This window comes from Methanolobus sp. ZRKC4 (assembly GCF_045291305.1).
Lineage (GTDB): Archaea > Halobacteriota > Methanosarcinia > Methanosarcinales > Methanosarcinaceae > Methanolobus.
In genome coordinates this window covers 983,571-1,008,970 of the sequence record NZ_CP146983.1, presented here as the reverse complement: position 1 = coordinate 1,008,970, position 25,400 = coordinate 983,571, and the positions used below count along the sequence as shown (strand labels likewise).

General features: G+C 38.4%; 31 protein-coding genes and 1 tRNA gene. 17 read left to right on the top strand and 15 right to left on the bottom strand.

Annotated features, from left to right (window positions below):
* Positions 1-47: 47 nt before the first annotated feature.
* From V7O67_RS05315 to V7O67_RS05280, 8 genes are all read left to right on the top strand, one after another.
* On the top strand, positions 48-275 hold the full coding sequence (locus V7O67_RS05315; RefSeq protein WP_342305907.1) for a hypothetical protein: 228 nt from the start codon (positions 48-50) through the stop codon (positions 273-275).
* Positions 275-490, top strand: coding sequence for a hypothetical protein (locus V7O67_RS05310; protein ID WP_342305906.1), 216 nt, complete (start codon positions 275-277; stop codon positions 488-490). The genes V7O67_RS05315 and V7O67_RS05310 overlap by 1 nt, the downstream gene beginning before the upstream one ends.
* Complete coding sequence (locus V7O67_RS05305) at positions 487-1,131, top strand: ASCH domain-containing protein (RefSeq protein ID WP_342305905.1); 645 nt, start codon at positions 487-489, stop codon at positions 1,129-1,131. The genes V7O67_RS05310 and V7O67_RS05305 overlap by 4 nt, the downstream gene beginning before the upstream one ends.
* Positions 1,128-1,334, top strand: a complete 207-nt coding sequence (locus V7O67_RS05300) for a hypothetical protein (RefSeq protein ID WP_406671107.1) — start codon at positions 1,128-1,130, stop codon at positions 1,332-1,334. The genes V7O67_RS05305 and V7O67_RS05300 overlap by 4 nt, the downstream gene beginning before the upstream one ends.
* A gap of 4 nt (positions 1,335-1,338) precedes the next feature.
* Positions 1,339-1,620, top strand: coding sequence for a hypothetical protein (locus V7O67_RS05295; RefSeq protein WP_406671109.1), 282 nt, complete (start codon positions 1,339-1,341; stop codon positions 1,618-1,620).
* 70 nt (positions 1,621-1,690) lie between these two features.
* Complete coding sequence (locus V7O67_RS05290) at positions 1,691-1,831, top strand: hypothetical protein (protein ID WP_406671111.1); 141 nt, start codon at positions 1,691-1,693, stop codon at positions 1,829-1,831.
* Between the two features lie 303 nt (positions 1,832-2,134).
* On the top strand, positions 2,135-2,593 hold the full coding sequence (locus V7O67_RS05285) for a hypothetical protein (protein WP_406671112.1): 459 nt from the start codon (positions 2,135-2,137) through the stop codon (positions 2,591-2,593).
* Positions 2,590-2,754 (top strand): hypothetical protein, encoded by a 165-nt coding sequence (locus tag V7O67_RS05280; RefSeq protein WP_406671149.1) that lies wholly within the window; start codon positions 2,590-2,592, stop codon positions 2,752-2,754. The genes V7O67_RS05285 and V7O67_RS05280 overlap by 4 nt, the downstream gene beginning before the upstream one ends.
* Before the next feature lie 139 nt (positions 2,755-2,893).
* On the opposite strand, the gene V7O67_RS05275 is transcribed toward V7O67_RS05280, so the two are convergent.
* On the bottom strand, positions 2,894-3,442 hold the full coding sequence (locus V7O67_RS05275; RefSeq protein ID WP_406671147.1) for an immunoglobulin-like domain-containing protein: 549 nt from the start codon (positions 3,440-3,442) through the stop codon (positions 2,894-2,896).
* A gap of 532 nt (positions 3,443-3,974) precedes the next feature.
* On the opposite strand from V7O67_RS05275, the gene V7O67_RS05270 reads away from it, so the two are divergent.
* The 4 genes from V7O67_RS05270 to V7O67_RS05255 all read left to right on the top strand — a co-directional run bounded on the left by V7O67_RS05270 (position 3,975) and on the right by V7O67_RS05255 (position 6,409).
* Positions 3,975-4,100: a hypothetical protein gene (locus V7O67_RS05270; protein WP_406671143.1), complete on the top strand. Its 126-nt coding sequence runs from the start codon at positions 3,975-3,977 to the stop codon at positions 4,098-4,100.
* A gap of 728 nt (positions 4,101-4,828) precedes the next feature.
* The gene (locus V7O67_RS05265) at positions 4,829-5,653 is read left to right on the top strand and encodes an archaellin/type IV pilin N-terminal domain-containing protein (protein WP_406671145.1); all 825 of its coding nucleotides are present in this window, start codon (positions 4,829-4,831) and stop codon (positions 5,651-5,653) included.
* Between the two features lie 427 nt (positions 5,654-6,080).
* Positions 6,081-6,206 carry a hypothetical protein gene (locus V7O67_RS05260; protein ID WP_406671143.1) on the top strand — a complete coding sequence of 42 codons (126 nt, stop codon included), beginning with the start codon at positions 6,081-6,083 and terminating at the stop codon, positions 6,204-6,206.
* Between the two features lie 20 nt (positions 6,207-6,226).
* Entirely contained in the window at positions 6,227-6,409 is a 183-nt protein-coding gene (locus V7O67_RS05255) for a hypothetical protein (protein ID WP_406671141.1), read from the top strand.
* A 177-nt stretch (positions 6,410-6,586) separates the two neighbouring features.
* Here V7O67_RS05255 and V7O67_RS05250 read toward each other — a convergent pair whose 3' ends face one another.
* Positions 6,587-7,654: a hypothetical protein gene (locus tag V7O67_RS05250; protein ID WP_406671140.1), complete on the bottom strand. Its 1,068-nt coding sequence runs from the start codon at positions 7,652-7,654 to the stop codon at positions 6,587-6,589.
* Positions 7,655-8,780: 1,126 nt separating this feature from the next.
* On the opposite strand from V7O67_RS05250, the gene V7O67_RS05245 reads away from it, so the two are divergent.
* The 5 genes from V7O67_RS05245 (at position 8,781) to V7O67_RS05225 (ending at position 11,710) form a co-directional block, all read left to right on the top strand.
* Entirely contained in the window at positions 8,781-8,966 is a 186-nt protein-coding gene (locus tag V7O67_RS05245) for a DUF1059 domain-containing protein (RefSeq protein WP_406671139.1), read from the top strand.
* Positions 8,967-9,549: 583 nt separating this feature from the next.
* Positions 9,550-9,849, top strand: a complete 300-nt coding sequence (locus tag V7O67_RS05240) for a hypothetical protein (RefSeq protein WP_406671138.1) — start codon at positions 9,550-9,552, stop codon at positions 9,847-9,849.
* Positions 9,850-10,239: 390 nt separating this feature from the next.
* Entirely contained in the window at positions 10,240-10,458 is a 219-nt protein-coding gene (locus V7O67_RS05235) for a hypothetical protein (RefSeq protein WP_406671136.1), read from the top strand.
* Positions 10,459-10,709: 251 nt separating this feature from the next.
* Entirely contained in the window at positions 10,710-11,141 is a 432-nt protein-coding gene (locus V7O67_RS05230; protein WP_406671134.1) for a hypothetical protein, read from the top strand.
* A 17-nt stretch (positions 11,142-11,158) separates the two neighbouring features.
* Positions 11,159-11,710, top strand: coding sequence for a VTT domain-containing protein (locus V7O67_RS05225; protein ID WP_406671133.1), 552 nt, complete (start codon positions 11,159-11,161; stop codon positions 11,708-11,710).
* A gap of 378 nt (positions 11,711-12,088) precedes the next feature.
* Here the strand turns inward: V7O67_RS05225 and V7O67_RS05220 are convergent, their stop codons facing one another.
* The 13 genes from V7O67_RS05220 to V7O67_RS05160 form a co-directional block, all read right to left on the bottom strand.
* Positions 12,089-12,730, bottom strand: coding sequence for a hypothetical protein (locus V7O67_RS05220; RefSeq protein WP_406671131.1), 642 nt, complete (start codon positions 12,728-12,730; stop codon positions 12,089-12,091).
* 129 nt (positions 12,731-12,859) lie between these two features.
* The gene (locus V7O67_RS05215) at positions 12,860-14,185 is read right to left on the bottom strand and encodes a hypothetical protein (RefSeq protein WP_406671129.1); all 1,326 of its coding nucleotides are present in this window, start codon (positions 14,183-14,185) and stop codon (positions 12,860-12,862) included.
* Positions 14,186-15,112: 927 nt separating this feature from the next.
* A complete protein-coding gene (locus V7O67_RS05210) occupies positions 15,113-15,679 on the bottom strand; it encodes a site-specific integrase (RefSeq protein WP_406671127.1) in 567 nt (188 codons plus the stop codon).
* 335 nt (positions 15,680-16,014) lie between these two features.
* Positions 16,015-18,123 carry an ATP-binding protein gene (locus V7O67_RS05205; protein WP_406671125.1) on the bottom strand — a complete coding sequence of 703 codons (2,109 nt, stop codon included), beginning with the start codon at positions 18,121-18,123 and terminating at the stop codon, positions 16,015-16,017.
* A gap of 337 nt (positions 18,124-18,460) precedes the next feature.
* On the bottom strand, positions 18,461-19,291 hold the full coding sequence (locus V7O67_RS05200; RefSeq protein ID WP_406671123.1) for a zonular occludens toxin domain-containing protein: 831 nt from the start codon (positions 19,289-19,291) through the stop codon (positions 18,461-18,463).
* Positions 19,275-19,667, bottom strand: coding sequence for a hypothetical protein (locus V7O67_RS05195; RefSeq protein WP_406671121.1), 393 nt, complete (start codon positions 19,665-19,667; stop codon positions 19,275-19,277). Before V7O67_RS05195 ends, V7O67_RS05200 begins: the two co-directional genes overlap by 17 nt.
* Complete coding sequence (locus V7O67_RS05190; RefSeq protein ID WP_342305893.1) at positions 19,668-19,850, bottom strand: hypothetical protein; 183 nt, start codon at positions 19,848-19,850, stop codon at positions 19,668-19,670.
* Between the two features lie 487 nt (positions 19,851-20,337).
* Positions 20,338-21,237, bottom strand: a complete 900-nt coding sequence (locus V7O67_RS05185; RefSeq protein ID WP_406671425.1) for a tyrosine-type recombinase/integrase — start codon at positions 21,235-21,237, stop codon at positions 20,338-20,340.
* 139 nt (positions 21,238-21,376) lie between these two features.
* A tRNA-Gly gene (locus tag V7O67_RS05180) sits at positions 21,377-21,448 on the bottom strand.
* 152 nt (positions 21,449-21,600) lie between these two features.
* Positions 21,601-23,583, bottom strand: coding sequence for an excinuclease ABC subunit UvrB (gene uvrB / locus V7O67_RS05175; protein ID WP_342305883.1), 1,983 nt, complete (start codon positions 23,581-23,583; stop codon positions 21,601-21,603).
* Between the two features lie 115 nt (positions 23,584-23,698).
* Positions 23,699-24,019 carry a TIGR00304 family membrane protein gene (locus V7O67_RS05170; protein ID WP_342305884.1) on the bottom strand — a complete coding sequence of 107 codons (321 nt, stop codon included), beginning with the start codon at positions 24,017-24,019 and terminating at the stop codon, positions 23,699-23,701.
* The gene (locus V7O67_RS05165; protein WP_342305885.1) at positions 24,019-24,255 is read right to left on the bottom strand and encodes a TIGR00304 family membrane protein; all 237 of its coding nucleotides are present in this window, start codon (positions 24,253-24,255) and stop codon (positions 24,019-24,021) included. Before V7O67_RS05165 ends, V7O67_RS05170 begins: the two co-directional genes overlap by 1 nt.
* 47 nt (positions 24,256-24,302) lie before the next feature.
* Positions 24,303-25,307, bottom strand: a complete 1,005-nt coding sequence (locus tag V7O67_RS05160; RefSeq protein ID WP_406671119.1) for a hypothetical protein — start codon at positions 25,305-25,307, stop codon at positions 24,303-24,305.
* Positions 25,308-25,400 lie beyond the last annotated feature (93 nt).

Below are 25,400 nucleotides of genomic sequence, written 5' to 3'. Positions count from 1 at the left end.
GATCCGGAAAAGAGCCAGGATGATAGTGCAGATGAGGTGATGCATTGATGTCTGAATTCAAGCTCACTCAACAAGAAAAGAAGAACTGGAAAAGGTTCCGTAAGCTCACAAAAAGAAAACCTGGCACACCTCTTAAAAAGATACCTATTGAACGTAGAGAGAAGGCTGTGGCTTTGTATCTTGAAAGCAAGTCAATAGGGTATGTATGCGGCCAGATGAATATGGGCAGGCAAACGCTGACCAAAATATTGGACCTGTATGAGGTGGCGTACTGATGTCTGATACATCAAAATCCACAGACATTGAACTAGAAGGGAAAGAGGACAAATCCTTACATTCTTCTGCAAAAGTTCACCGTCGGATAATCAGGAGAGTCATGCACAGAGGATTTAAGAGTCACATTCGAGCCTGTCCTGTGTGTGGTCACTACATCTGCAGATGCCAGGATATCAAACGAGGGGATGAGGTCAACAAGAAGGTGAGGAAATGACCGGACCGCTCGAAGGATCCCATCCTGCAACAGGCCTCTGCAGGAAAGTAAAGTGCAGGCATCTCCAACCTGAAGAGATTGATACTGTAAGAGGGCCTCGTACCAGCTGGTACTGTGACCTTACCAATAAGATTCCTGGAAACATGGGAGAATGTCCTCTGGATGCTCCGGAGGAGGTCATGAAGGTCCTTGCAGTACGCCAACCCTGGGCTTCACTTATTGCCATGGGAATTAAGGTCCTGGATATCAGGTCTATGGACTGCCACTATAGGGGACCTGTGGCGATCTATGCAACCCGGCGGGATGTCCGCAGGAAGGAATGGAAATACTTCACGGAGGTCCTGGGGAGGAAGATCTCCTCACTTCCCCATGGAAAGATCTTATGCGTGGTGGATATCTCCGGAACGATTCCATTTGACAATCCGGAAAAGTTCGCTGCATACTCAGAGTGTCACTATCTCAGCCCCTTCTTTTTTGAAGAAGGAATGTGCGTACATGGCTGGATCTTCCAGAATGTAAGGCATGTGGAGCCTGGAGTAGGGTTCAAGATGCCAAAGGGCTGCATCAACTGGTCGAAGATAAGGACCTCAGTGATTGATTCTTACCTTCCTGCAGCTGCAGATCAGGAGGTGATAGCTTGAGGTATATTCCTCGAAAGGTTGAATCTTCGGTCCGTGTTTGTCCCGGAGGAAAGATATTGACACGTCCTAATCCATACGGTCCCAGAGTCCGGAGTGCTCTCCCTATGCGAGTACATCGCAGGCCTGCCAGAATTACCAGGATAGCCAGGATCTGGAGGAATGGATCCAAAAGCATTCCTCATGATATTGTCCGGAGGGGGTGATAACTTGAAATTCACAATATCATCAGGTCCGTTCAACGTACCGATTGTGGAGCATGTTGTCATTGTAAAAAGTAGATCATTCACTGAAGCCAGATGGAATTGGGAGATCCTCAAATCGGAGTTATATGCACGTTTTCCGCATCTGAAAAAGACGAGATCCTACAGTATGGCCAGTGAATATGACCATGAATCTGGAATGTACTGTGAGAATGTCTTGATCTATATCGAGTGTGACCAGAAGATTCTCAAGGATGTCTGTGAAAAACATGGAGGCGAGTACGTATGAGTACGTACGATTGGAAGGATGTCCTGGTGTGGGATAAATGTAAGCTCCCTGCAGTGAGGAGATGCTCACCATGAGCCAGACCTTTAGCTATGACTCAATCATAGGAGCTCTGTGTGACTCTCCAGAACACGCTGGAGCTTCTAATATTGTATGGTCCATATCTAAGGCCACGGAGCAGATGATCACAGCTTTCACAAAGGTGGTAGCGTGACCTTCCATAACAACTTTTCTAATGATCTCCAGAAGGACCTCCTTGGTTTCTTCTGGATTTACTTGACTGAAATAGGAGTGTGATTTTCAAAATTTAGAATACGCATACGTACCCATACGTATCCCAAAAATCCCCGGACCCCTAACACGTATCGCTATGCTGCGGCGTAGCCTAAAAGGTAACTGAGCCGAGGCTCTGTTGCCTTGGCATGCGTACGTACCCATACGTACGTATGCGGCTTTCGGTTTTTTCCGGGTATTATTCAATTTGAAAATCGACACGAAATGTAGGAGGTGGTATTATATGAAAATCAAAACTACAACTTCTATTGATCCTTACTTAAAATCATCATTTGAATCAACTCAATCTCTTCACAATAAATCATTCTCTGAAGTTTTGGAGGCAGGAATCAAACAGATCCTGGAAGAAGTATCTCCGCTAGACTATGTGCAGCTTACTATTTCTCAGAAAGAACAGGAATTATCTGAACTCCGGGCAAAATTTGCTGAGCTGGAAGTCCTAGAGAAGCAGAGAAAGGTCAGCAAAAAAGTAGAGTCTGAAAAAGATGGAGGACTGGATATCTATCTCGAAGATTTCAGAAATAAGAGATTTTCAGAACATGTAGAATCTGCTGTGAAAATGCTTAGAAAAGGTTCGGAACCAAATTGGAAAAACATGGCCCCACGGTATCAATTCTCAAATGTAAATGATTTTAAAAAATGGTTTTTTGGAAAGATGAATGAGGAAGGGATTGTTTTATGACAATTCCTACAATTCATAAAGAAGGAAGGAAAAACATGAGTGTATTAACCGTTGAACAAAAAGAAAACTTGAACAAATACGGTTTTTGCATCATCGTAGGGAAAATAAACGAAGGTATGAGCTACAAAGCCATTCAATTAACAGACGAAGAAACCTCATAATAAAGGAAATCAAAAAGAAAAATAGAAGTGACCGTGGTTAGTCACTTTATTCAGTCTACTTTCGATAATTTTAGCAATTCTGATTGCTTCACCCAGACTTTTATCTTTTTCATCCGTGACTATTCACAAGAAAGAGCCACTAATTTGTTACTTCAAAATTAGCATAGTAAATCTTTTTATCGTAATTTCCTGCGCTTCTGAAATCAAAAATCTCTTTACCTATTCTGTAATTACCTTCAGGAAGTTCACCATACATCCATTCCCAAGAAAATGCCCATTGTACAGTGTCATTCATTGGAATAAGCCAAGCCTCATCTGTCCAAGCTCTTTCATATTCTGATGGTGTCATTTCTACAGGCAACCATTGTTCATTTATTGATTCTTCTAATACAAGATAGCTACCAGTATGTAATTCTCCAGTTGGTTCCCCACCTGACTGTTTACATACCAACGTCATTCCAGTAGGAGTAACTTTAGTTGCAGTTAATTGAATACCCCAAGTATCATCTATTACTTCATCTTCTACTTCATTTAGTGGTATTCCATTATCTTTCTCTTCTGTTTGATTATTTTCTATCTCAGTGGGTCCTTTATCAACAGTTTCTATATCTGCGTTTATTTCTTCTTCAACGCATCCTGCAACTGCGAGAACGGTTAATAATATTAGTAAAATTAATAGTTTCTTCATTTCCAACCACCAATAACACAAGCATGACACACATATTTAATAAATTACACTTGAGTTCTGTTTTCTTATGAAGTATATGCCATACAAAGTATATTTAACTTTTCTGATTTTAAATTGAACTAGATATAACTGTGGAAAGGTGCGGTAAAGATGTTTTTGTTTGTTCCATTATTGCCAAGTAAAGGAAATAATGAGATTCCTTATCTTTTTTTCTTATAGAACCATATTATCAATCCAATAACTACTACAATACCCACTATTATAGTGGCCTCTGCTAAAAGAATAATGTCATTTGAAACTGCCGCAAAATAATGCATCGTCACTATTATTTCCTTTATTAGTTATATGTATAATCCTAAACTGCCAAGTGTAGGAAATCGTGATTGATAGGCACTGGTTTTCTTTATTTTTTAGAAACCTGTGGTCACCTGTTTTTTAGTGCCATGGAATCACTGTGGCATCAATGTTTGTTTCCATGGAATCTCGGTGGAATTCCTAAACTGCCAATAAAAGGAAGGTGTGAAAAATGGATATGGAAATACCAAACGCTATGATTGAAGCAGTCGGCAAGATAATTCAAGATGGTAAGTGGGGCTATGAATCCCCGGAAGAGTTCATCAGGGAATCTGTGAGAATGAACTTAATGAGGTTCATATAACCCATAATAAAGGAAGGTGACCACATCACCACATCATTAAATTTTTCCTCACCAATTAAAATAAGAAACTATTAATATTAGAGAACTATTAAAAGGGTGAGGCATGTAAACTATTTTAAGCGTATAAACGCTAACCCCACTAACCCCACTCCCCCACTAACCCATACTACATGCCTCTAATAACGTCTTTTCTTGTTCTATTATCTAATCAGGAATAAATTATATTAATTTCGGCTTTTTTGTCTATGAAAAAGTGTTTCCATGACTGCCAAGTAAAGGAAATCAGTTATTAGTAACTGGTAAATCCAGCAAATAGAACAATAGAGAACATCATCAAAAGATACAAAAAAACAAGAATTGTGATTTTAACATTATTAGTAATCATATGTACCACACATCATGATGTAGCAGGGACATATAACTATTTTTAATAAGCACAATTGTATTTTAAGTCGGCATCTGAATATTATATTCAATTGAATGTTGCTGGCACCCCATAATAAAGGAAACAAGGCGATGTTTAAAACTGTGCTCTATCTAATTTAAAAAGATTATGTTATGTGTTAATGATGTTGGAATATAGTCTAATAGGGATTTCTACAGTCAAATAGGCAAAAAACACCCATTTATATTATAATTCAATGGAAATATATTAATATGGCTAACTGTCTAATGTATATTGCTGTTGCACAAAAACACAACAAGTAAACTGTGAACTGGGAAATTGAATGATAATTGATACGTTTTTCACAACTATTAAAAATAATAAAGCACAGGTTGGAATTGGTACTTTAATTATATTCATTTCAATGGTATTGATTGCTGCCGTTGCGGCATCTGTGCTGCTGCAAACATCTGGTACCTTGCAACAAAAATCACAGGCAACAGGTAAAGAAGCAAGCAAGGAAGTATCTTCAAATCTGATGATTGAGGATGTTGTTGGGATACGCTCAAAGAACAGCAGTTTGGATATGTCTGCATCAATTGACATGTTAGAAATTGTTTTGACACTAAACACTGCCAGCGCACCTGTAAATCTAGAGCAGGTTATTCTTTCAATAACCGATGGCAGTACTACTAATGACTTAGTGTATGCAGGAAATACTCGAAGTAAAGCACCGGAATTTGGAATCGATGCCAGCATGTCTGGTTTTGGGTCTGTGGCTGTAACCAATCGTCAACTTCTTGCAACAGGTAATACCACTCTTGCCGCATCATCAGGCAATGTAACACTGGTTAATTCGCGTTCATACTTCACTGTTGACAAGATAAGAGATGAAGATAGCTCATTCCAGCAGTCTAATCCGACAATGACCACCGGAGACTATGTCATAATCTATGCCTCAACGGCATCGTTATCCACTGTAAGCACAGGCTATACCACACTGAAAGATGCAAATGTAAGCTCATCGCTTAAGTCAACAGGATTGAATATTCTTCCCAGATCACCACTGATAATAGTGCTCACACCGGAAGCAGGTGCATCAGCCACTGTAAATATAATCATGCCATCAACTTACGGAGCACAGGAAATGATGCAGTTGTTCCCGTAAACAACAATTGTTACTTTCAATTATTTTGGAAAACGGCTCTTAGAAAACATATCAAAACCAGATATAGGAAAAGGCGGGGGAAAGTCCGAGTTTGTCAAGTAAAGGAAACATGGATGAAGAGGTACTACTTTCCGTTTTGTTTTTAGAAAAGAGTGGTCACATTTTTTTTATTCCATGAAATCTTGATGGAATGTCCTAAACCTCATAATAAAGGAAGTGATGAATGTATATATTTTTCATTCATCCTGCGATATTTTTATATATGTGCTCATCTCTTTCAGAAAGTACAATGCAAAAACAAACAATATTGGTTTTGAAAGGGTTATTTGCTCTATTTTTGGTTTATCTTAGTCTTGATATCCTACTCGAAGCTTACTTATTTCTTGCAGCCTAAACTGCCAATAAAAGGAAGGTGTGAAAAATGGATATGGAAATACCAAACGCTATGATTGAAGCAGTCGGCAAGATAATTCAAGATGGTAAGTGGGGCTATGAATCCCCGGAAGAGTTCATCAGGGAATCTGTGAGAATGAACTTAATGAGGTTCATATAACCCATAATAAAGGAAGTTTCATGAACTGCTATAAAGATGCACTTCTGAGAGATCAAAGGCATATCTCTACAATGTCCTCAAAGCTTAAAATGCTGGAAATGACAGAGATAGCAAAAGAGATTATCACCGAAGCATTGCAGAAAGGTGATTATCCTGTTATTGCTTTTTCAGGTGGAAAAGGTTGTATTATGAGGGTGATGTAATTTTCATATATCAACAATGTGCTAACAGGAAATTATATAACAACCACAAATAAAAAAAGAAATTGACAGGAATTTAAAGGCAACTCACTTGCTTGCAATGTGCCCACAAATTCTTGCCTACCTGCGTGAACTTCTTCAAATTATGTTGTTAAGTCCAACAATTTAGAGAGGTATAAATCATTCTCTCCATTCATAATTATATCGGGTTCCATATGTTCCGGCATGACCGGTAATCGTCACTGTGAGTCCAAATCTTCCATCCCCTATTTCTTTCTTGGGTGTATTGGCAGTAAATGTTCCACTCAACTTTTTGTTTTCTACAAGATTACTAGAATGACAGTTAATAGCCGTTCCTAATATGGGATCTCCAAGACGAATTGCACCTGCTGTAATACCACCTATCTCCACATCTGGCATATCCATCTTTAAAGAAACCACCTGAGCTATCTGTAAACCCATTGTTTCGACCCTAAGACCCTCTGCTATGACTTTAATGGACATAGGTTCTTCACTACCAATAAAGGCTGGAGGTTCTTCCCATGTAGTTCTTACTGCGAACACTGCTCCGTCTCTATGAGACATTGATGTCGTTACATCGCCCCGTTTAAAGTCAAGTTCATATGTATAAGGGTCAGTGCTCTTTTGCGCAGTATCATAATCTTTAGCTCCTACAAGGTACCAGCCGGGCGTTGTTGTACTGGTTTCTGAACTGCTATCTTCTCCGGAATTAATAGAATCTACATTCTCAGATGAAAGGTCCAATGGTATTGATTCAGTAGGACCATCAATTATCTCGAATTTAACAGACTCTGAAACTCCTGCGCCCATTATTTTCACTTCATAATTACCAATGGGCCATCCGTCGTCTGGCTTTTCGAGAATGAATGATCCTCTTCCAAAATCTTCGCCAGTTTCGGACTCGAATGTGTGTACTAGATAATCCTCATTCAGATAAGTCCATTCGATGTTTAAGACATCATTGTCAAAATTATCATAAACAAACCAGACATATAAGTTGTCTGAATCCTTTGAATATTTTAATACTTTATCAACAGGAATGAAGTTGGTTATTGAAGAAGTCATCATAACTTCCAATAATCTTGGATTACCTTCCTGTGTCATATCTCCATACTTCTCAGTCATTGCATCAACCATTTCAGCTTCTTCTTCTGTTGCGCCAAAATTTCCTGGCTTATAAGAATCTGTAATGTCTACGCATCCAGATAGAAAAATGCTTACCACCAATAATATGTACACTAACTTTTTGTATTTCATTATATCACATTCTTTAATAATTACTCACAATACGCATGTCTGATTTTGTGAATGTACGTGAAATAGTTTTCTATATTACTCTAATTCAAAAAAAGATAGTCTCGGGAGGATTATGGAACAAAAGTATATAGTCCTATACAATTTTGTATAATGTGATGACGTTCATTCCTTTGAAACTTCACAACGGAATAAGGAATTCATCAACATTAATAATTATATAATATGTTCAGTCATTTTCCAGTGAACATAAGGATTTAACTACTCCTTATTTACAAAGTTATATTTCTTGACCATTTTCCATGGTATATTAAACATATCAGATTCATTATAGTGCATTTTATATGGGTATTTATATTTATTATATTTGTAGTTTGGATGTATATAAAAATCCATATAGAACTCGATGGTTTCTATATCCCCAGTTTTTACATCCAAATAATATACCGATGTTTGTAATGTATAATTACCCGGCTCTGTAGAAAACCTATCGAAATCAGCATTTCATGACTCAATTTAACAAAACATGCCAGTATCAGCCAGTACATTTAAAATAATCGTACACAGGTGTTTGTCCCATAATATAGAGGATTTCTACAGAGCCAATTTGCCAATTATAGAAAAACGTGAATATTAGGCACTGGTTTTCTTTTTATTTTAGAAATGTGTGGTCACCTATTTGTTTTATTCCATGGAAGCAAGAACGGAATTAACCTAAACCCCATAATAAAGGAAGGTGGTGAGAGCCATGTTTAATTCATTAGAGGTGAATTCAGCATGGTTAAAATGGATCCATCTACTTAGAGTATGTACATGACAACAAAACCGATTCCTAGTACACTAAATATTAAACCTAGTGTTGATTCTATTTTCATATTTTATCCTCCGTTTGATTTAGTCTCTCACCGACAATAAAATCAGTTTTTATGTTTAAAAACATTCCGAAATTGCCAAGTAAAGGAAACTGTAATACCTAAACCTCATAATAAAGGAAAATGTGAGAAATTTGAATATTTAATTTTTATTATATTATGGGGAGTATATTCCACTGTTCTTATATAGGCCGAATAAGACATTATAGCTTGGGAGGTCATAAGTTATGACATATAAGTTAGCTTGTAAAGATGTAGGGGTTACTTGTCCTTTTGTTGCTGAAGGAAAAACCGTGGACGAAATGATGGAAGTTGCTGTAAAGCACGCCAAAGAAGCACACGGTTATACTGATGAACAATTAAATGATCCTGAAACTCAAAAAGAAATCAAAGCAGCAATCAAAGAAGAATAATATCTAATATCGTATATGGAGGGTGACTTGCTCATAAAAAGCAGGTCACATCCGAATACAAATCGTTTTAAATTTACTTTTTTTATTCTACTACACGTCCCCACTTATGTGATTCGTCAATCGCATTTTCCGAATCTGCCAAGTAAAGGAAATAATGAGATTCCTTATCTTTTTTTCTTATAGAACCATATTATCAATCCAATAATTACTACAATACCCACTATTATAGTGGCCTCTGCTAAAAGAATAATGTCATTTGAAACTGCCGCAAAATAATGCATCGTCACTATTATTTCCTTTATTAGTTATATGTATAATCCTAAACTGCCAAGTGTAGGAAATCGTGATTTATAGGCACTGGTTTTCTTTATTTTTTAGAAACCGATGGTCACCTGTTTTTTAGTGCCATGGAATCACTGTGGCATCAATGTTTGTTTCCATGGAATCTCGGTGGAATTGCTAAACTGCCAAATAAAGGAAGATAACGCCAATAAAAGGAAATAAGAATAAAACTTGCACTGAATGTAGCTTGTACCCATCATCCAGAATAAATTATATGTCATACTAAAACATTTTACAGTACATGGATGAAAATCTGCAAGAATCAATAAAAGAGATTATAATTGCCTCCGCTGCTATTGTGGGGACACTAACGATATATCATCTCCTTGCTATCTACACAAACACACTAGCTCTTTTTTTCATGCATCTCCCTTATTCGTTAAGGCCTCCCTTTGTACTGCTCTCACCAGGAGTTCTTGCCGCTATAATATATGGACTATTATACAAGAATCCTGCAAAGATGGTAGCAGTTGTAATTATAACAATTTTCATATGGATCTCCTGGTTCTTTGCCATCTACCCAGCATTGACATTAGAGTGAACTACTCATACTTCTAGCAAATGCTAATGGCATGCAATTCAAAAACTGCCAAGTAAAGGAAATCAACATTCGAAATCCCATAATAAAGGAAATGTAAGTATGGCAGTTCTGGATCCAAAATCCAAGTGTGGGTATAGATTAACAGAAAGAGATCTCCGCAAATGCTCTACATGTGGTAGGCTGAGATATTGGTATATCACGGTTGAGAATTGGGATCCATTCTCCTATCATTATGATAAGTGCATGGAATGTGGATCCCATTACAAAGCTGTAGTAGCACAATCTACGCTTCTGCAGTTTGCCTAGATCCCATAATAAAGGAAATCGTAGCCATCTTTATGTACCATCGAGTAAATTGATATAATCTCTAAAAAATTACCAGGTGTGAATATGGGTTATATGGGTGATTACAGTACAGCTGTTGATATTATCGGCAAGTTAGTTTCAGACGATCCAACAATACAATTGCTCATTGGTTTGCTATTTTTTCCTATAGCTCTTGGAATAGGATTACTTATCGGGATATTTCTGCGTCTATTCATTTACATTAAGAAATGTGTATTGGATAAACTACAAACTCCTAAAGAAGATGAAGAAATTATCAAGTAAAGAAAATAGCGACTCCTTAACTGCCAAGTAAAGGAAATCAGAACGAAGATAACCCATAATAAAGGAAAAATTGACTTTTACTCTCAATGCTATATGAGGGAGAGATTGGAGATACGAGGATAAAGTATGCGTAGTTTTTCAGTTAAAAAGATAATATTAAGTGACTATACTACAGGCTTTTTACTAACTGTTGGAGTCTTGTTGATGGAACACCAATAATCTTATATCAAAAATAAGTGATAAGAAGTCCAATGAATTTTCAGATTAAAAGGGCACTTAAGATATCAGCATATTCAGCTTTGACGCTTATAGTCCTCTATTCAATTCTTGTTGCCTTGGCATTTTCAACTCCGATAGTTATGAATGCCTATACAGATGCATTAGTAAAATACGGCAATATTGACCAGAGTACAATTGATGTTCAGACCTATACAAAGGAAGAGTTTGCAAAAGAATTCCTGAATGCCCCTCTTGGGAAGGAAAGTGACCTGATCGAGCTTTTTGAAAGCGAATACGGAACTGAGAACAAACAGGTTGGCATTCTGCTTGTCTCTTATGACATCCCCGATCCCGATAAACCGGAGAATCGTATATATATTGGGATTAATAAGTACACGGATTTTGCATTTAGTTATAGCACACAGGTTTATTTTGATGAGATCAATGCCACTGAGCAGATCTGACCGGAAGGGAGACCGCAATGAAAACCAAAAAAATATTGTTCTTCTTATGGTTGCCAGTTGTAATTGCCGGAATATCAACATTTCTGTTCTTCCCTGAAAGAATAAGTCTCTCCTTCCTGAAACAAATATCAGAGAGCTATCATTTTGCTGCAATACTGATCTATTTCCTGATACTTTCATTCAGGGGTTTAACCTTCATACCGTCAACACCATTATTATTGGCAGGGATTCTGATATTTGAACCCGGGGAACTTTTTGTTACTAACATGGCAGGAATACTTGCTTCTTCCTCAATAGTATATTATTTTTCGAGTTATCTTGGATTTGATACGTATTTTGAAACAAAATACAGCAAACAGGCAAAGAAGCTCCGGGAAAAACTCACAGACAAAGAATTACCGATTATCATAGGGTGGGGTTTCTTCCCGTTGGTCCCAACGGATCTGATCGTTTACATCAGCTCAACTCTGAAAATAAATGTACTGAAATGTTTGCTGGGAATATTTATCGGTGAGGCTATCTTAAATGGCATATATATATATTCAGCCAGGATGATACTGAATATTTAACCATTTTTATTCACTTCTCACTGCCTATGTTATGGAAAGGTCGGAGGACAGGTGTAATTCGAACCAAGTGAAAGTACATAAAATATCAAGTCTTTCCCAATCTGCCAAGTAAAGGAAACAGGGATGAAGATAACCCATAATAAAGGAAGACTATTGATTTCAGTAAGCCTGCTTATAGTATTGAAAGACAAGATTCAGAAGATGTTAGGCAAAAGATACTCAGTATATCTTATTCAGACTGGAAGAAAATAGGATTCTCAAAAGGTACTCTGCATTACATGAAGAAAAATGCTGAAGCTGACAAACCTTTTAGTCTGAATGCTCATGTTAGGGAAGGGTTGGAGATGTGGGAAATAAAAGAGAAATAGTAAATGGAGATTAAGTTGATTTAAATCTCCATAGCAAAAAAATCATAATTATGAGAGTCAAGGCTGAAAATCCCGGTGTTGTATTAGTGGTTTCTGTTTCAATCTCATTTTCAGACTTATCTGTGCTGCTTTCTACATCAACGTATTCAGTGTCCGGTTGCCCTTCATCTACAATTGCTATCTCTTCGTACATAAACACAACTGGTACATTTTCAATACCACCCTCTTTTGCTTCTTGCTCAATGATGTTGTATATAGAATCCAGAGTTTCCTCATCCACATCAGACCCAGCTAAAATGGAAATCGATACATAACTGCCATAATCATAACCAAATGCGATTACTGGGCCGTTAGGATGGGCATATTTTTCAATAATATCATTTTTAGAATTTCCTATAATTAGAGAAAAACTGTTATCCAATCCTCGTTCCATAATTTCCGCATCATACGTGGGTATTTTGCCTCTAGCCTCTATGACATATGGATTATTTTTTACCACACTCAAATCTTTAACATCGATTCCTGGAACAAGCGTAGCCTTTCTCGCAGCCTCTTGCTGAGCTATGAATTCTGCCGCTTTTTCTACATTTGTTAGTTCTGAGTCTGAACTGTTGTTGTCTACTGCCGAAACAATACTTGTGATTGTTAACAAAAAAGCGAATAAAATGATTGCTGTATAAAATTTAATTTTCTAACCCCCTTGAAATAAATTAAATCCGTTTTTCAGCAATTTATTATTTATTTACATCGCCTTTATACTTTTTGCAATGTGTAGTCTATATTAAGGAGTATATACCGCTGCAAACTCTACAAAATCATCGAAATCGACATCAGCATCGTCATCAAAGTCTCCATTTGAATTATAATAAAGACCGTTATCGTATGCTCCAGCAAACTCTACAAAATCGTCAAAATCGACATCAGTGTCATAGTCAAAATCTCCTTTAGGATATGTTGCTTCCAGAGCAGGAAAAACATCTAAGTCAGCCATTATTCCACTAATTGGTGAGAAATAAGAGTACTGATCAGTGTGACCCCAATGAATCCCCAATAACTCCAAATGACCGTTATTCATATAATAAACTGGGCTTCCACTATCACCACTACCAGATGAATAATTTGCACGGACTTGGTTTCCCAGGTTTCCGAATGTAGCATGGCTCTTCCAGACATACTTGGCAACTACATTTCCAGTCGTTACACTGGTGTTTATTCCTGATTTATAAATAGTTGTACCGTTAGCCCATGGGTTTCTCCATGCAACAATTGATTGCCAAGATGATGGAGTTGATGACGTGTATACTTTTTCATCTATATTTAACCAGGAAACATAAGCAACATCAGCTTCAGTTCCACCAATGTCAGCAATTACTCCAATTCTATGCAAGAGATTTGATGAATCAGACTGCCACATATATTCTCCAATGCCTGCGTTAACAGCAGCGTGCCCAGATATTAAAGTGACTTTAGTTCCACTACTAGTTTTCGCAGGGGCAGTTAGTGTAGATCCCATACCACCTGCTCTCTCAACTTTAATTCCTCCAACTACAGGACGAATGATGTCAGATCTTGATACATCTTCTTTGGGCATTTCCTCATGCTCGAACACAACTGGTACATTTTCAATACCACCCTCTTTTGCTTCTTGCTCAATTATCCCATACAAAGAATTTAATGTTTTTTCGTCAATATCAGAACCTTTTAAAATTAGAAGAGATACATAGCCATTACAATCATATCCTTGACCAATTACTGTGCCATTAGGATATCCATATTTTTCGATTATTTCTTCTTTTGTGTTTTGCCCGATTTCATCGTATCTTTCAAACATGACTTGCTTCTTTAACTCTGTATCAACAATAGGCATTTTACCTCTTGCTTCAATGACATTCTTATTGCTTTTTACTGCAGCTAAGTCTTTCACATCTTCTCCTGAAGTAAACTTGACCTGTTTCTTAGCTTCTTCCTGCGCATTATAATAATCCAGCAGTTCAGCCATTTTTTCCTCTAAAGTCAGACTTTCTTTTTCTTCTTCTGCTAATGCTATTCCTGTACTTATTAGGAAAAATGCAATTAGCATTAAAACTACGTTTATAGCTATTTTCACAATAACTCCTCCTCTTTTCTATTTTTCCCCGTTTTTGCTTAATTTTATTAAGCATTAAAATAACAATTTTCATAGTTAATAAAATTTTCGTAGCATAAACATATATTGGTGATATAAACTTAAATTAATCATATAATTACGAACAATTTTTGATATAATACTAAAAAAAATTATAACTATTTAGGAATATGTGATAAATATGAGTCCGGTTGTTTGAATAAATCATCATGGTCGAAAAATAGTATAGTGTAATTCTCTTTTAATTTGATCGAATTTGATTTATAATAATAATACTAATGTGGTGTAACCTCATAATCTTAAAAGAGTGGCATTTTTCTTAGTTAACTATATCCCCTCCCTGCTGTGCGACGGGTGTAATTTGAACCAAAGAAATATGCCTATTATACCGAACTTTACCTAACCTGTTCCGCCAAGTAAAGGAAATCAGTCATTTCAAGTTCCAGTGATTCCAGCAACCAAAACAATACTTGCTAGCATCATAATATATAGAAAAGCAACCATCAATATTTTAACCCTATTATTAATCATATGTACCATCCATAAAAAATATACTGATGGCATATAAACATTTTTAATTAGTGTCGTTTTATATTATATGATGGGATTTGCGATCATCCTAAACTGCCAAGTAAAGGAAATGAGTACCGTGTGGTGCAGAATCTTAAGCCATAAATGGATTAAGCAGCCTAAAAATAATGATGTATATATGGATGTGTAAGATGTGGAAAAGGGATTTTTATAGAGCCATGGAAGTCCTAAACTGTTAAGTTATGCAACTAGTAACACTTTTGTGATTTCCAAGGACATACTACAAAAGTGCTATTTTCCTTTTATGCTATCTCGGTTTTTGTCGCATCATGTGAAGGTGCGGAAAAATATTTCCTATTAGTTTGACTAATCGGAAGCTTAATTCCACCCTGACAACCTTCTCCGGATCTCCACCTTCTCGCCAGCCGTGAAAGGCAAGCCCTGATAATGCAGCATAGATGTCAAACTATCGTGTCCCTGGCGCAAACAGATCACGTTAATTGGAATCTCTGCAGTGATCATCCAGGACTCTATACTTTTTCTGGTGGTTTTGCTACTCAACCCTAATGAGTTAAGGCCGGATTTTTCACTCCATCTCAAAAGGTTCTCATTCCAGGCAGATCTCGAAGGTGGCCTTTTATTCTTGAAGAAATAGTCCAGGACATTCTCCAGCTGGCTAGGGATGGGATGCACATACCTTTCAAGCTGCTTTCGTTTGGCCTTCTTCTGGGCTTCCTCCGGAAGATGTATTGTCTTGCGGATCTTCCACCACCACTGCGGATGATCATGCAACCTCTGGACCTCAACATATCTCATCCCTGACCAAAAGCAGACATCAAAGATAGTTTTAAGATACATCTGAGGGATACTATCTCTTAGTAGATCAAACTCATAAGGTCCCAGGACCCTTACACCATTGACTAGGATAGGCTCCGTTTTTATCATGCTGTTTTATTATAACAACAAAATTGTATTAGTTTCTATGGTTCTATCCGGGGAGATATCCCTAGGCCAGGCAGTGAAAACTTGTCCTTATAGGTGAAAACAACAGGGAATACTTATTCTGATGGAAAGAGAGAATCTTGTCAGTATAGGATAAAATGACAATGCACATTACCCCCTCTAGAAATCCATGATATTCTAGCGAGAATGAAAGCTAGCAATAACTTGAAATGTATTTCATGACATTGAAGATACTTGATAATTTTGCTCGATTGATGTCGATTTAATTAGGTTTTTTACAGAGCCATAGTATCGTAAATGCAACAAATATATTTTATTCAATTTTTTAACCCAATGGGTATTGCGAATGTTAATGTACTTCCTTTCCCAACTTCACTTTCAACCTGTATTTCCCCCGAATGCATCTCAATGTAATGTTTAACAATTGCAAGTCCTAACCCTGTTCCACCATGAACACGGTTTGCAGATGAATTGACTTGTTTAAATGGATCAAATATGGTTTTTTGTTCTTTTAGGGGAATACCAATACCCGTGTCAGATACAGAAATCTGAATATTGTTGTTGATAATTTTTGAGTCAATCCAAACTTTACCATTTTCAGGGGTAAATTTGATTGCATTACTAAGAAGATTATACAAAATTTGTTTGATTTTTATCTTGTCAGCATATACTTCCAGATTTTCAAATTCCATATTGACTTCAAAATCAATAAATTTCTTTTTAATCATGGGTTCCATTAACACCATAACTTCACCCATTGTTTGTTGAATATTTATTTTATCAGGTTCATATTTCATGTTACCGGATTCAATTTTAGAAATATCAAGTACATCATTGATTACTTCTAACAGATGATTCCCACTTTTTAGTATATTACAGGCATAATTAATTTGCTTTTCATTCAAATCACCAAATGTTTTATCAATCAAAATTTGGGAAAAACCCATAACTGAATTCAGTGGTGTGCGTAGCTCATGACTCATATTTGCCAGGAATTCTGATTTGATACGACTTGATTCTTCAGCAAGAAGTTTAGCCTGAACAAGAGCTCTTTCATTTTCCTTACGAGTGGTAATATCTGTTAAGAATAATGTAAGCCCAATAACATTTCCTTCGTCATCCTCAATGGGACTGTACACATTCTCATACCAGCGTCTTTCGATGTCTAAATCACCATATTCTTCAACAATAATAAAAGATTCACCTGCAAGTGCCCGATTAAAATTCACTTTTGCTTTTTCTCTTTCCGAAAGATCATTGATGTAGCTGAGCATACCGATGCCATCCTCAATCTCGGCATCCCATCTGCGTTTCATCATTATCTGATGATTTTTGTTGAAGGTAATGTAGCGGTAAGCTCTGTCAAGAGCAAATACGGCAACATCGTTAGGGCTTTCAAGGACTGACTGCATAAGATTGTATGCCTGCCGGTATCCTTCACTCTGTTGTAGCGCTTCTTCTGTTCGTTTGCGCTCAGTGACATCAAGGACGAAACCATCAACTATGAATGTGTCTCCTTTCAATTCACTGCTCATTCTTGCGTTAATCAGTATCCAGATATACTTACCATCTGCACGCAAAATTTCGTATTCAAAATTCTCAACATGGTCCTGTGTTTTAAGAATGTTTAATAGCTCTTTATAGCTATTGGGGTCAGCATATAGTTGTTCACCTATATTCTCAAAGTAACTGCTGGCTTGCTCAGGGCTATCCGTGCCTATAATATAAGCCATTTCCGGATTTGTCTGAATAACTTTTCTTTCGGAACTTATACGGAACATCCCCACTGGGATATTATCTATGAAATTTTGGAGCTTTGCTTCATTCTCCTTCAGAGCATTATGAGTTTCTTTACGGAATGACTGATTTTTCAGAAGACTTCCCAATAACACAGTCCCAATCGGATAGATCAACATTACCGGAAAACTTATATGACTTAGAACTTCGAAGGCAAATGGCCAGGGAAGCAGAAACATGCACATAAGCATTACAATGTGAACCAGAATACCTAAAATGTATAAATCAAATTTGCCGAAGAATTGTTGGAGTTTTTCGTGGAACTGTCTCCAAAATAGCCCTAGTATCACAGAACAAACTGTTACAGAAACACCGACTACTACTCCAACACCGCCCTGATAGATGCGGTAAGAACCGATAATGACTGCTCCAAGGACTGCGGGAATAAATCCAAAGAAGAGGCCGACAATGCTTAGAAGAATAGAACGTGTATCGAAGAATAATCCGGGAGAAAGTTCCCATGGATTCAGCATCAAGGCAATACCTATAATGCCAATGAAAATCCCTACAGCTACACTTTTTAAGCGCGTGCTCATGTCCATATTGAAGAAAAGAACCTCGTAAAGGACGCCTATGGCAAGAAGTAAAGCTGCATTATTCACGAGGGCTATTAACATTTCAGTATTCATACAACACCTTTCTTTTAAAAAGAACCGTACTCAAATGGATTTTTATACATTCTAATTAATCTATACTTACTTAAGATGAAACTGAGATTTTCTATGAGTAATTTAACAAACTTAATAGCTAATTTTAATTACTAATTTTAAATATAATGATAGTATAATTATATATGCTTTTCTCTTAATATCGTCTTGTCTTTTTTTCCATAATATTTCCACAATTTTTAATTCTCTGGATTAATCCATTCGCTCTTATCTCGGCAACACCACGCAACACTCAAGCTTTTAACCAATCTATCATTTGCTTGAGGCTATCGTTTTTCAGTTATACTATTAAGTATCATTATACAACTGCCTCACTTGCACTATTTGCCTTAGCCCAGGACTGCAAGGTCCTCTTGGAGTACCCAAGTAACTCTGCAACCTCGTCCCACGTTTTACTTTCCTTGAGGATTGGCAAAGCTTTGTCAAACGCATTACTTTTGTTTGTGAGCAGTCTTATCCTGTTACCGTCAACAAGATCCTTCTCTCCGCTGACCTCTTTGAAAGCATTCTGGTAGAATCGGTTTGCATATGCCTCCTTCATCGCTACGTATTTGTTCCATACCTCAAGTGGAGGATGAGGGATATAGAGAGGGTCAATGGTAGTATGATTACCACCACTGAACAGGATAAGTGGCTCTAGTTTTGTAAAATCAAATACCGGGTTGTGATTGATCCTCCAGTATTTAGCCACACCCAAGTTATTCTTGAAATCTATGGTCTTTGTTTCAATGACAGCATGGAGTAATGTTTTTACCTGCTTGTCAATGAACGACATCGAAGGTACTGTGAATATAACACACAGGTTCAGATGCCTGAAAAGTTGTGTCACGTAGCCTATTAGTTTGTTCTGTATCCTCTGCCATTCCCTAGCTGGGATTCCTACACCTGCCTCGTCAAAAATAAGAGCTTGACCTTTCTTCATTTTAGGAATATATTCCAGGAAATCCTTTGGTGTGAAAACTATACGAGGATTTTCCTCAAATGAAGGGTCTATTCTCCTGGCCAGCTCTACAGCATCCGCACTTTTTCCGGATCCGGTTTCACCCACCATGACGCACATGAAATTCTTGTCTTGCTCATTGATCCGGTGACGTATCATGCCGGCAACAGCATCAATACTGGAGCTCATTGTTTGCCTCCATCACACCAGGCTGCTCTTCAGCAAAGATATCATCTTTACCACAGGCTGCACTTGGCAAGAACCTCTTCCGGTACGCTAACCTCATCAAAGCCCGGTGTTTGTTTTTGATCAGGTTCTGTTCAATGCTTAGTTGTATTTGCTTTAGTTGATTCGGAGTTTTTGCATCAACACTATCTGTTTTCATCATCTCTTTCAATTCAGATATGTACTGTTTATCCTTGTACGGATCCATGATGTTATCCAGTTGCTCCACCAATCCGGAAATTGCCGCATAGTTTTGAACGATGAAATAATTGATCTGCAGAATAAGATCCGTAAAATTGACTACCTGCAGGTTTGAATTATCCGCAACTATTCGACCCATTTATTCATCCTTCAAACTTTTGGAAATGATTAGCGTATTCTCGTTCCTGACAGCAACACAAACACTCTCCCCAATCTGTGCCCAATTTGAAGGTATTGTGACAGCTACTGAATGGCCTTTTCTCGATACTTTCCTAAACGATATGTTTTCCAGTTTTGACCTTAATATAATCTCATTGAGCATATTACCTGTCCCTTTTGTGATACTTAAGCTATACAAATAACCATTTATGGCTACAAATACTACCATCTTGTCCTATTTATATAATGCACATGTATCCATCGTTTTCAGGATTGGGTGGTGGTGTTGGGAATTTAAACATGGATTATGAAATGCCAACTAAGGCACGACAACAGAAACAAAGTTCCAGATCTTCAACTAAAAACAAATCGGAGAAAAAAGGAAGTTCAAACCCACTGAAAATGGATCTTCCGGGGTTTGAGCTATAATCTATTTTACTTCTGTTTTTATAACAAACCATTATATAAATAAAAATTGTATTTTAATACAGCATAAATAGGTGATAAGTATGAAATTGTGGTATGTTTTATTTATAGTTTTTATAGTTGTCAACTATTACATCTTAACATCTATTATACAATAGCTGCACTCCTTAGTGTTCTTATGTGGGCAACGTTTTCAGGTGTTGAAGAAAAGGAAAAAAAAGGACTTAGAGTAATTTAGGGACACACTTAAGGTATTCTTCTCTTACAAGCTCCATATCAATCTGTAAATAGTGTCCACTCCACACCTCATTCTTAATTGAATGACCTAGTAATGTTTGGATGTGTTCTTTTTTCATCCCAGCGCGCCGTAAATGAGTCACTAAGAAACCTCTGAAACAATGACATGTTAACCTAGTCTCTAATGGCCCCGTAGGATCATGAAGCCCTAAAGGCTCGGCATATGTCTGAATAAATCGGTTAATGTAATCTTTATGAACCCTACCCCCTATATCAGATATCCATAAGTATTCAGTCTTGCATCGTCCTATTCTTTGCCTTGCATTTCTCCAATCCAGGTACTTAGTAAGAACATCATGCAACTCAGGATCTATAAACCGTATTCTATTCTTTGCTCTCTTCTTCCTCTCAATAATAATAATATTTCGTGTCAGGTCTATATCAGACGGACGTAACCCTAAAAGCTCTGATCTTCTAATTCCAGTCTTTGCCAGGACCATAACTATGGCAACTTCCCGGATAAAATCTAAATCCGCTATGAATTGCCTGCATTCGTGAATCATTAATACTTGTCTTCGCTCTGATTCATTCGGGGCATCAAGATATCTTTTTCTAAATCCTGTAACTGGATTTCTATGAGCCACCTCTTTATAGATCAGGAATTCATAGAAAGAAGAAATAGCTGAAAAGTTTGATTTTAAAGTGCTTGTTTTCAGATCCCTTTCGATGAGGTGGGCAAGATAAAACTCTAAATCCTCATAGCTCACACTCATCGGTTCAGGATTATAATCTAAAAACTCTTTCACGTTGTTTTTGTAGCTACGTATTGTCCGAGGGGATCGTCTACGCAATGCTAGATCGTTTTCAAATTTGGATAATAATTCCACGCTATAACCGCCGTTTATCAAATAGTTACGGCTACTATACGTTTAAAAGATATTTATAATTTTAGAATAGATAAATTCGAGTATGTGCTATATTGTATTGCGCGCAACTCGAAAACGCCATCAGCAAAAAGGAAGTACATGCGCCGACCGGGATTCGAACCCGGGTTTAAGGCTTGGAAGGCCTCAGTCATAGCCACTAAACCACCAGCGCAGTTTGGACAACCAATACAGTATTTTTTTAGATATAACGTTTTCGCCTGATAATGAATATATCGAGGAATCGTATTTAAACCCTATGAGATTCCCTGTCAGATAACGGAAGATTGCGGGATTTTCTGTTGTGTGAGCTGTGCGGCAGGTGGGTTATAGAGAATAACTTTCACGTAACTCTCTTATTCTGTCGCGGAGTTCTGCGGCTCTCTCGAATTCAAGGTTCTTGGCGGCGAGATGCATATCAGCTTCAATATCGATGATGACATCCGAGATCTCTCTTTTGGACATGTCTTCGGCAATTGCCATGACACCTGATTCTGCGTGGTATTTTTCACCCTCGACGAGTTCCTTTTGCAGGGACTTCTGGATGGTGGTGGGAGTGATATTGTGCTCTTCATTGTATTTTGTCTGGAGTTCGCGACGTCTTTCAGTCTCCTTCATGGCACGCTCCATAGAACCTGTTATCCTGTCTGCGTATAGGATGACACGGCCTTCCGAATTTCTGGAAGCACGGCCGATGGTCTGTATAAGCGAGCGCTCCGAGCGCAGGAAGCCTTCCTTATCAGCATCCAGTATGGCAACAAAAGCAACTTCGGGGAGGTCAAGTCCCTCTCGCAGGAGGTTGATACCAATAAGCGCATCGAACTCCCCTTTTCTCAGATCCCTGATGATCTCTGCACGTTCAAGAGTTTCAATATCAGAGTGCATGTAACGCACCTTGATACCCAGCTCAAGCAGGTATTCCGTAAGATCCTCTGACATCCTTTTAGTCAAAGTTGTCACAAGAGTCCTGAAACCTTCAGCAGTCACCTTACGTATCTCACCGATAAGATCATCCACCTGAGTCTCCACCGGCCTGATGGTAACTTCAGGGTCCACAAGACCCGTAGGGCGAATGATCTGCTCCACAACAGCCTTGCTTTTCTCAACTTCATAATCCGCAGGAGTTGCGGAAACATAGATAACATCATTGAGCCGCCTCTCAAACTCATCATAACGCAGGGGACGGTTATCAAGAGCAGAAGGCAGGCGGAAACCATACTCTACCAAAGATTGTTTCCTTGCCCTGTCACCATTATGCATCCCTCGTATCTGAGGTATCGAAACGTGCGACTCGTCTATTACTACAAGATAGTCGTCAGGAAAGAAATTCAAAAGAGAAGATGGAGGCTCGCCGGGACGGCGGCCGTCAAAATGCCGGGAATAATTCTCGATACCGCTGCAATAACCAAGCTCCCGAATCATTTCCAGATCGAACTTGGTCTTCTGCTCAAGTCTCTGGGCTTCAAGGAGCTTGTTCTCAGACATCAAAACAGCCAGCCTGTCCTTAAGTTCTGCCTCGATGGTCAGAAGCGCATTTTCAATATACTCCTCAGCCATCACAAAATGCTTTGCAGGATAGATACCAATACTCTCACCAGGAAGCACTTCCTCAAGCACTTTTCCCGTAACAGGGTCAAAATAAGCAACCTTTTCCATCTCATCACCAAACAGCTCGATCCTGATACCATTCTTTTCCTGTGCCGGGAAAATCTCAATAGTATCACCCCTTAAACGGAAAGTACCCGGAGTGAAAGCAATATCATTTCGCTCATACTGTATGTTGATAAGAGACTCAAGAAAAGCAGGCCTGTCTATCTCAGCACCCGGAGTAAGCATCACAGACATAGCCCTCCACTCATCAGGCGAACCAAGGTTGTAGATAGAGGAAACACTGGAAACGACTATGACATCCTTACGCTCCAGCAAAGATTTAGTCGCAGACAGCCGCAGGCGGTCAATTTCCTCGTTGACTGAGGAATCCTTCTCAATATATGTATCCGTTGTAGGCATGTAAGCCTCTGGCTGGTAATAATCATAATAACTGACAAAATATTCCACTGCATTGTCAGGGAAAAATTCACGGAACTCTGAGAACAGCTGTGCTGCAAGAGTTTTGTTATGAGCCATCACAAGAGTAGGTTTCTGTACATTCTGGATGACATTAGCAACTGTAAACGTTTTTCCTGAACCGGTCACACCAAGCAAGGTCTGGTGCTTCTTGCCTGACAGCAGACCCTCGGTCAGCTGAGCTATTGCTTTTGGCTGGTCACCCTTTGGACTGTACTCTGAGACTAGTTTGAAAGGACGCATTAATATCTGTATTGAACCGAATGCCTATAAACATATTCACAGCTTAGATGCACGCTGATTCCCGGCTTGTTAACGACAAATAACAGCTTAACAGAATCACAAGCTCACCACAGCATCACATGAATATCAGAAAGTACAGCACCATGAGAACAATTGCTAATACGACCATAGTCGAAGTATTTTTGCTGTCCGAACCAAAGATAATAGGAATAGGACCAAGCATGATAATTCCACCACCCCGTACATCACTTTTGTTTGGAATTGACTCCTGACCTATGCTAGGGGACGAAGTCCGTGAATTATGATTATCTGGAATAGAAGTGTATTCATCGCCTCTTTTTGAGTTTTCACCCCCATAAAAGCTTGCTACAACCACCAGGAAAAAGCCGGAGATTAACATCAACATACCAATGAACACAAGATAGGAACCTATCATCAGAGTCGCCTCCGCATTAGAACATAGACAACAGCAAGAAGAACACCTGCCCAGAGCATTGATGAAGTAATCTCAGGAGAGGAGCCAAATGCTATCGGAATAGGACCTATGAGAATAACGCCACCAAATTCACCTGCTCCACTAAAAGCTGAAACTAGCAGACCTACAAAAACAAGAACAAATCCCAGAATAATAAGAGTAAAACCTATATTGAAAAGATTCTGAGATGAACGCATATGAACAGATATAGCTATAGGTCTATTAAGTATCTGCCAATGTCGAATTAATATTGAATCCCATGATACACAGGTGCGCCTGGCACTTCTTCCATCTTGTAAGTGGATTCAGGTTCGTCAGCTATGTAACGATATTCACGCTGCGTCCTGTTGCCTCTGCGTTCAAGAAGAGTCTTGCGGAACATGCGAGACAGATATGTGGACACCGTGCTTTGCTTTATTGTGCCGTAGATCTTTTCATAATGCTGCTGGACATCCTGCGAAGAGAACCATACACGAGGATATTCATAACGAAGGAAAAGCTCAAGACGCTCACTGATAGTCAGAGACATATCATTTAACCTGTCCTGAAGCATCGGAGTTCTGCGACGAGTTGGAGCCGAACGTCCTTCTGCCTGCACAGGTTGATTAAGATTAGAAACAGCCGGAGGAACCTGTTGATTAGAATTATAAGGTTGGTGAACCGTAGATGACAAAGGTTGTACCGGCTGCCCATACTGCTGCATTCCTACAGGAGCTAGGGTAGGTTGTAAGTATACTGGTTGTTGATTATTTTGATTTACAGGATATTGCGGATAAGCCTGCTGGAAATTCTGTTGCATCGCAGGAATCTGAGATTGTTGCAATTGCTGTTGATATTGTAGCGGCACAGTTACCTGTTGCATTGGTTGCTGGAACTGCTGTTGCTGAACAAACTGCTGCGGAACTGCCTTTTGAACAGGTTGTTGCTGAACCTGTTGTTGTTGAGCTGGTCCCTGGGACAGTTGTACTGAAGCAGCCTGCTGGCTTGATTGTTGTAAATTAGGCACCTGTTGCTGAACAAATTGCGGTTGGTATGCATGCTGCTCAGCTACTGGAACTTCAGAATTAGATGAATAGGATGAAGGTTCGGTATTAGTGTCAGTCTCGTCTACGACCGTGTCAAGGAATGCAAGAAGACGCTTTTTCCAGAGCCTTCCTGTAAAATTGACATTTGCGCTTTCAGCGCCATCTTCATCGATGATCTCAAGCCGAACCTTCATCCTATTTGCCTCTTTTGCAGATCCATTCATCCCCTCAGATTTGTGGATTCACATACCATTTATCCCCTCAGATAATGGTTGCTCGTTTAATCTTGATCCGTTGATATGTGATCACTTCCGGAA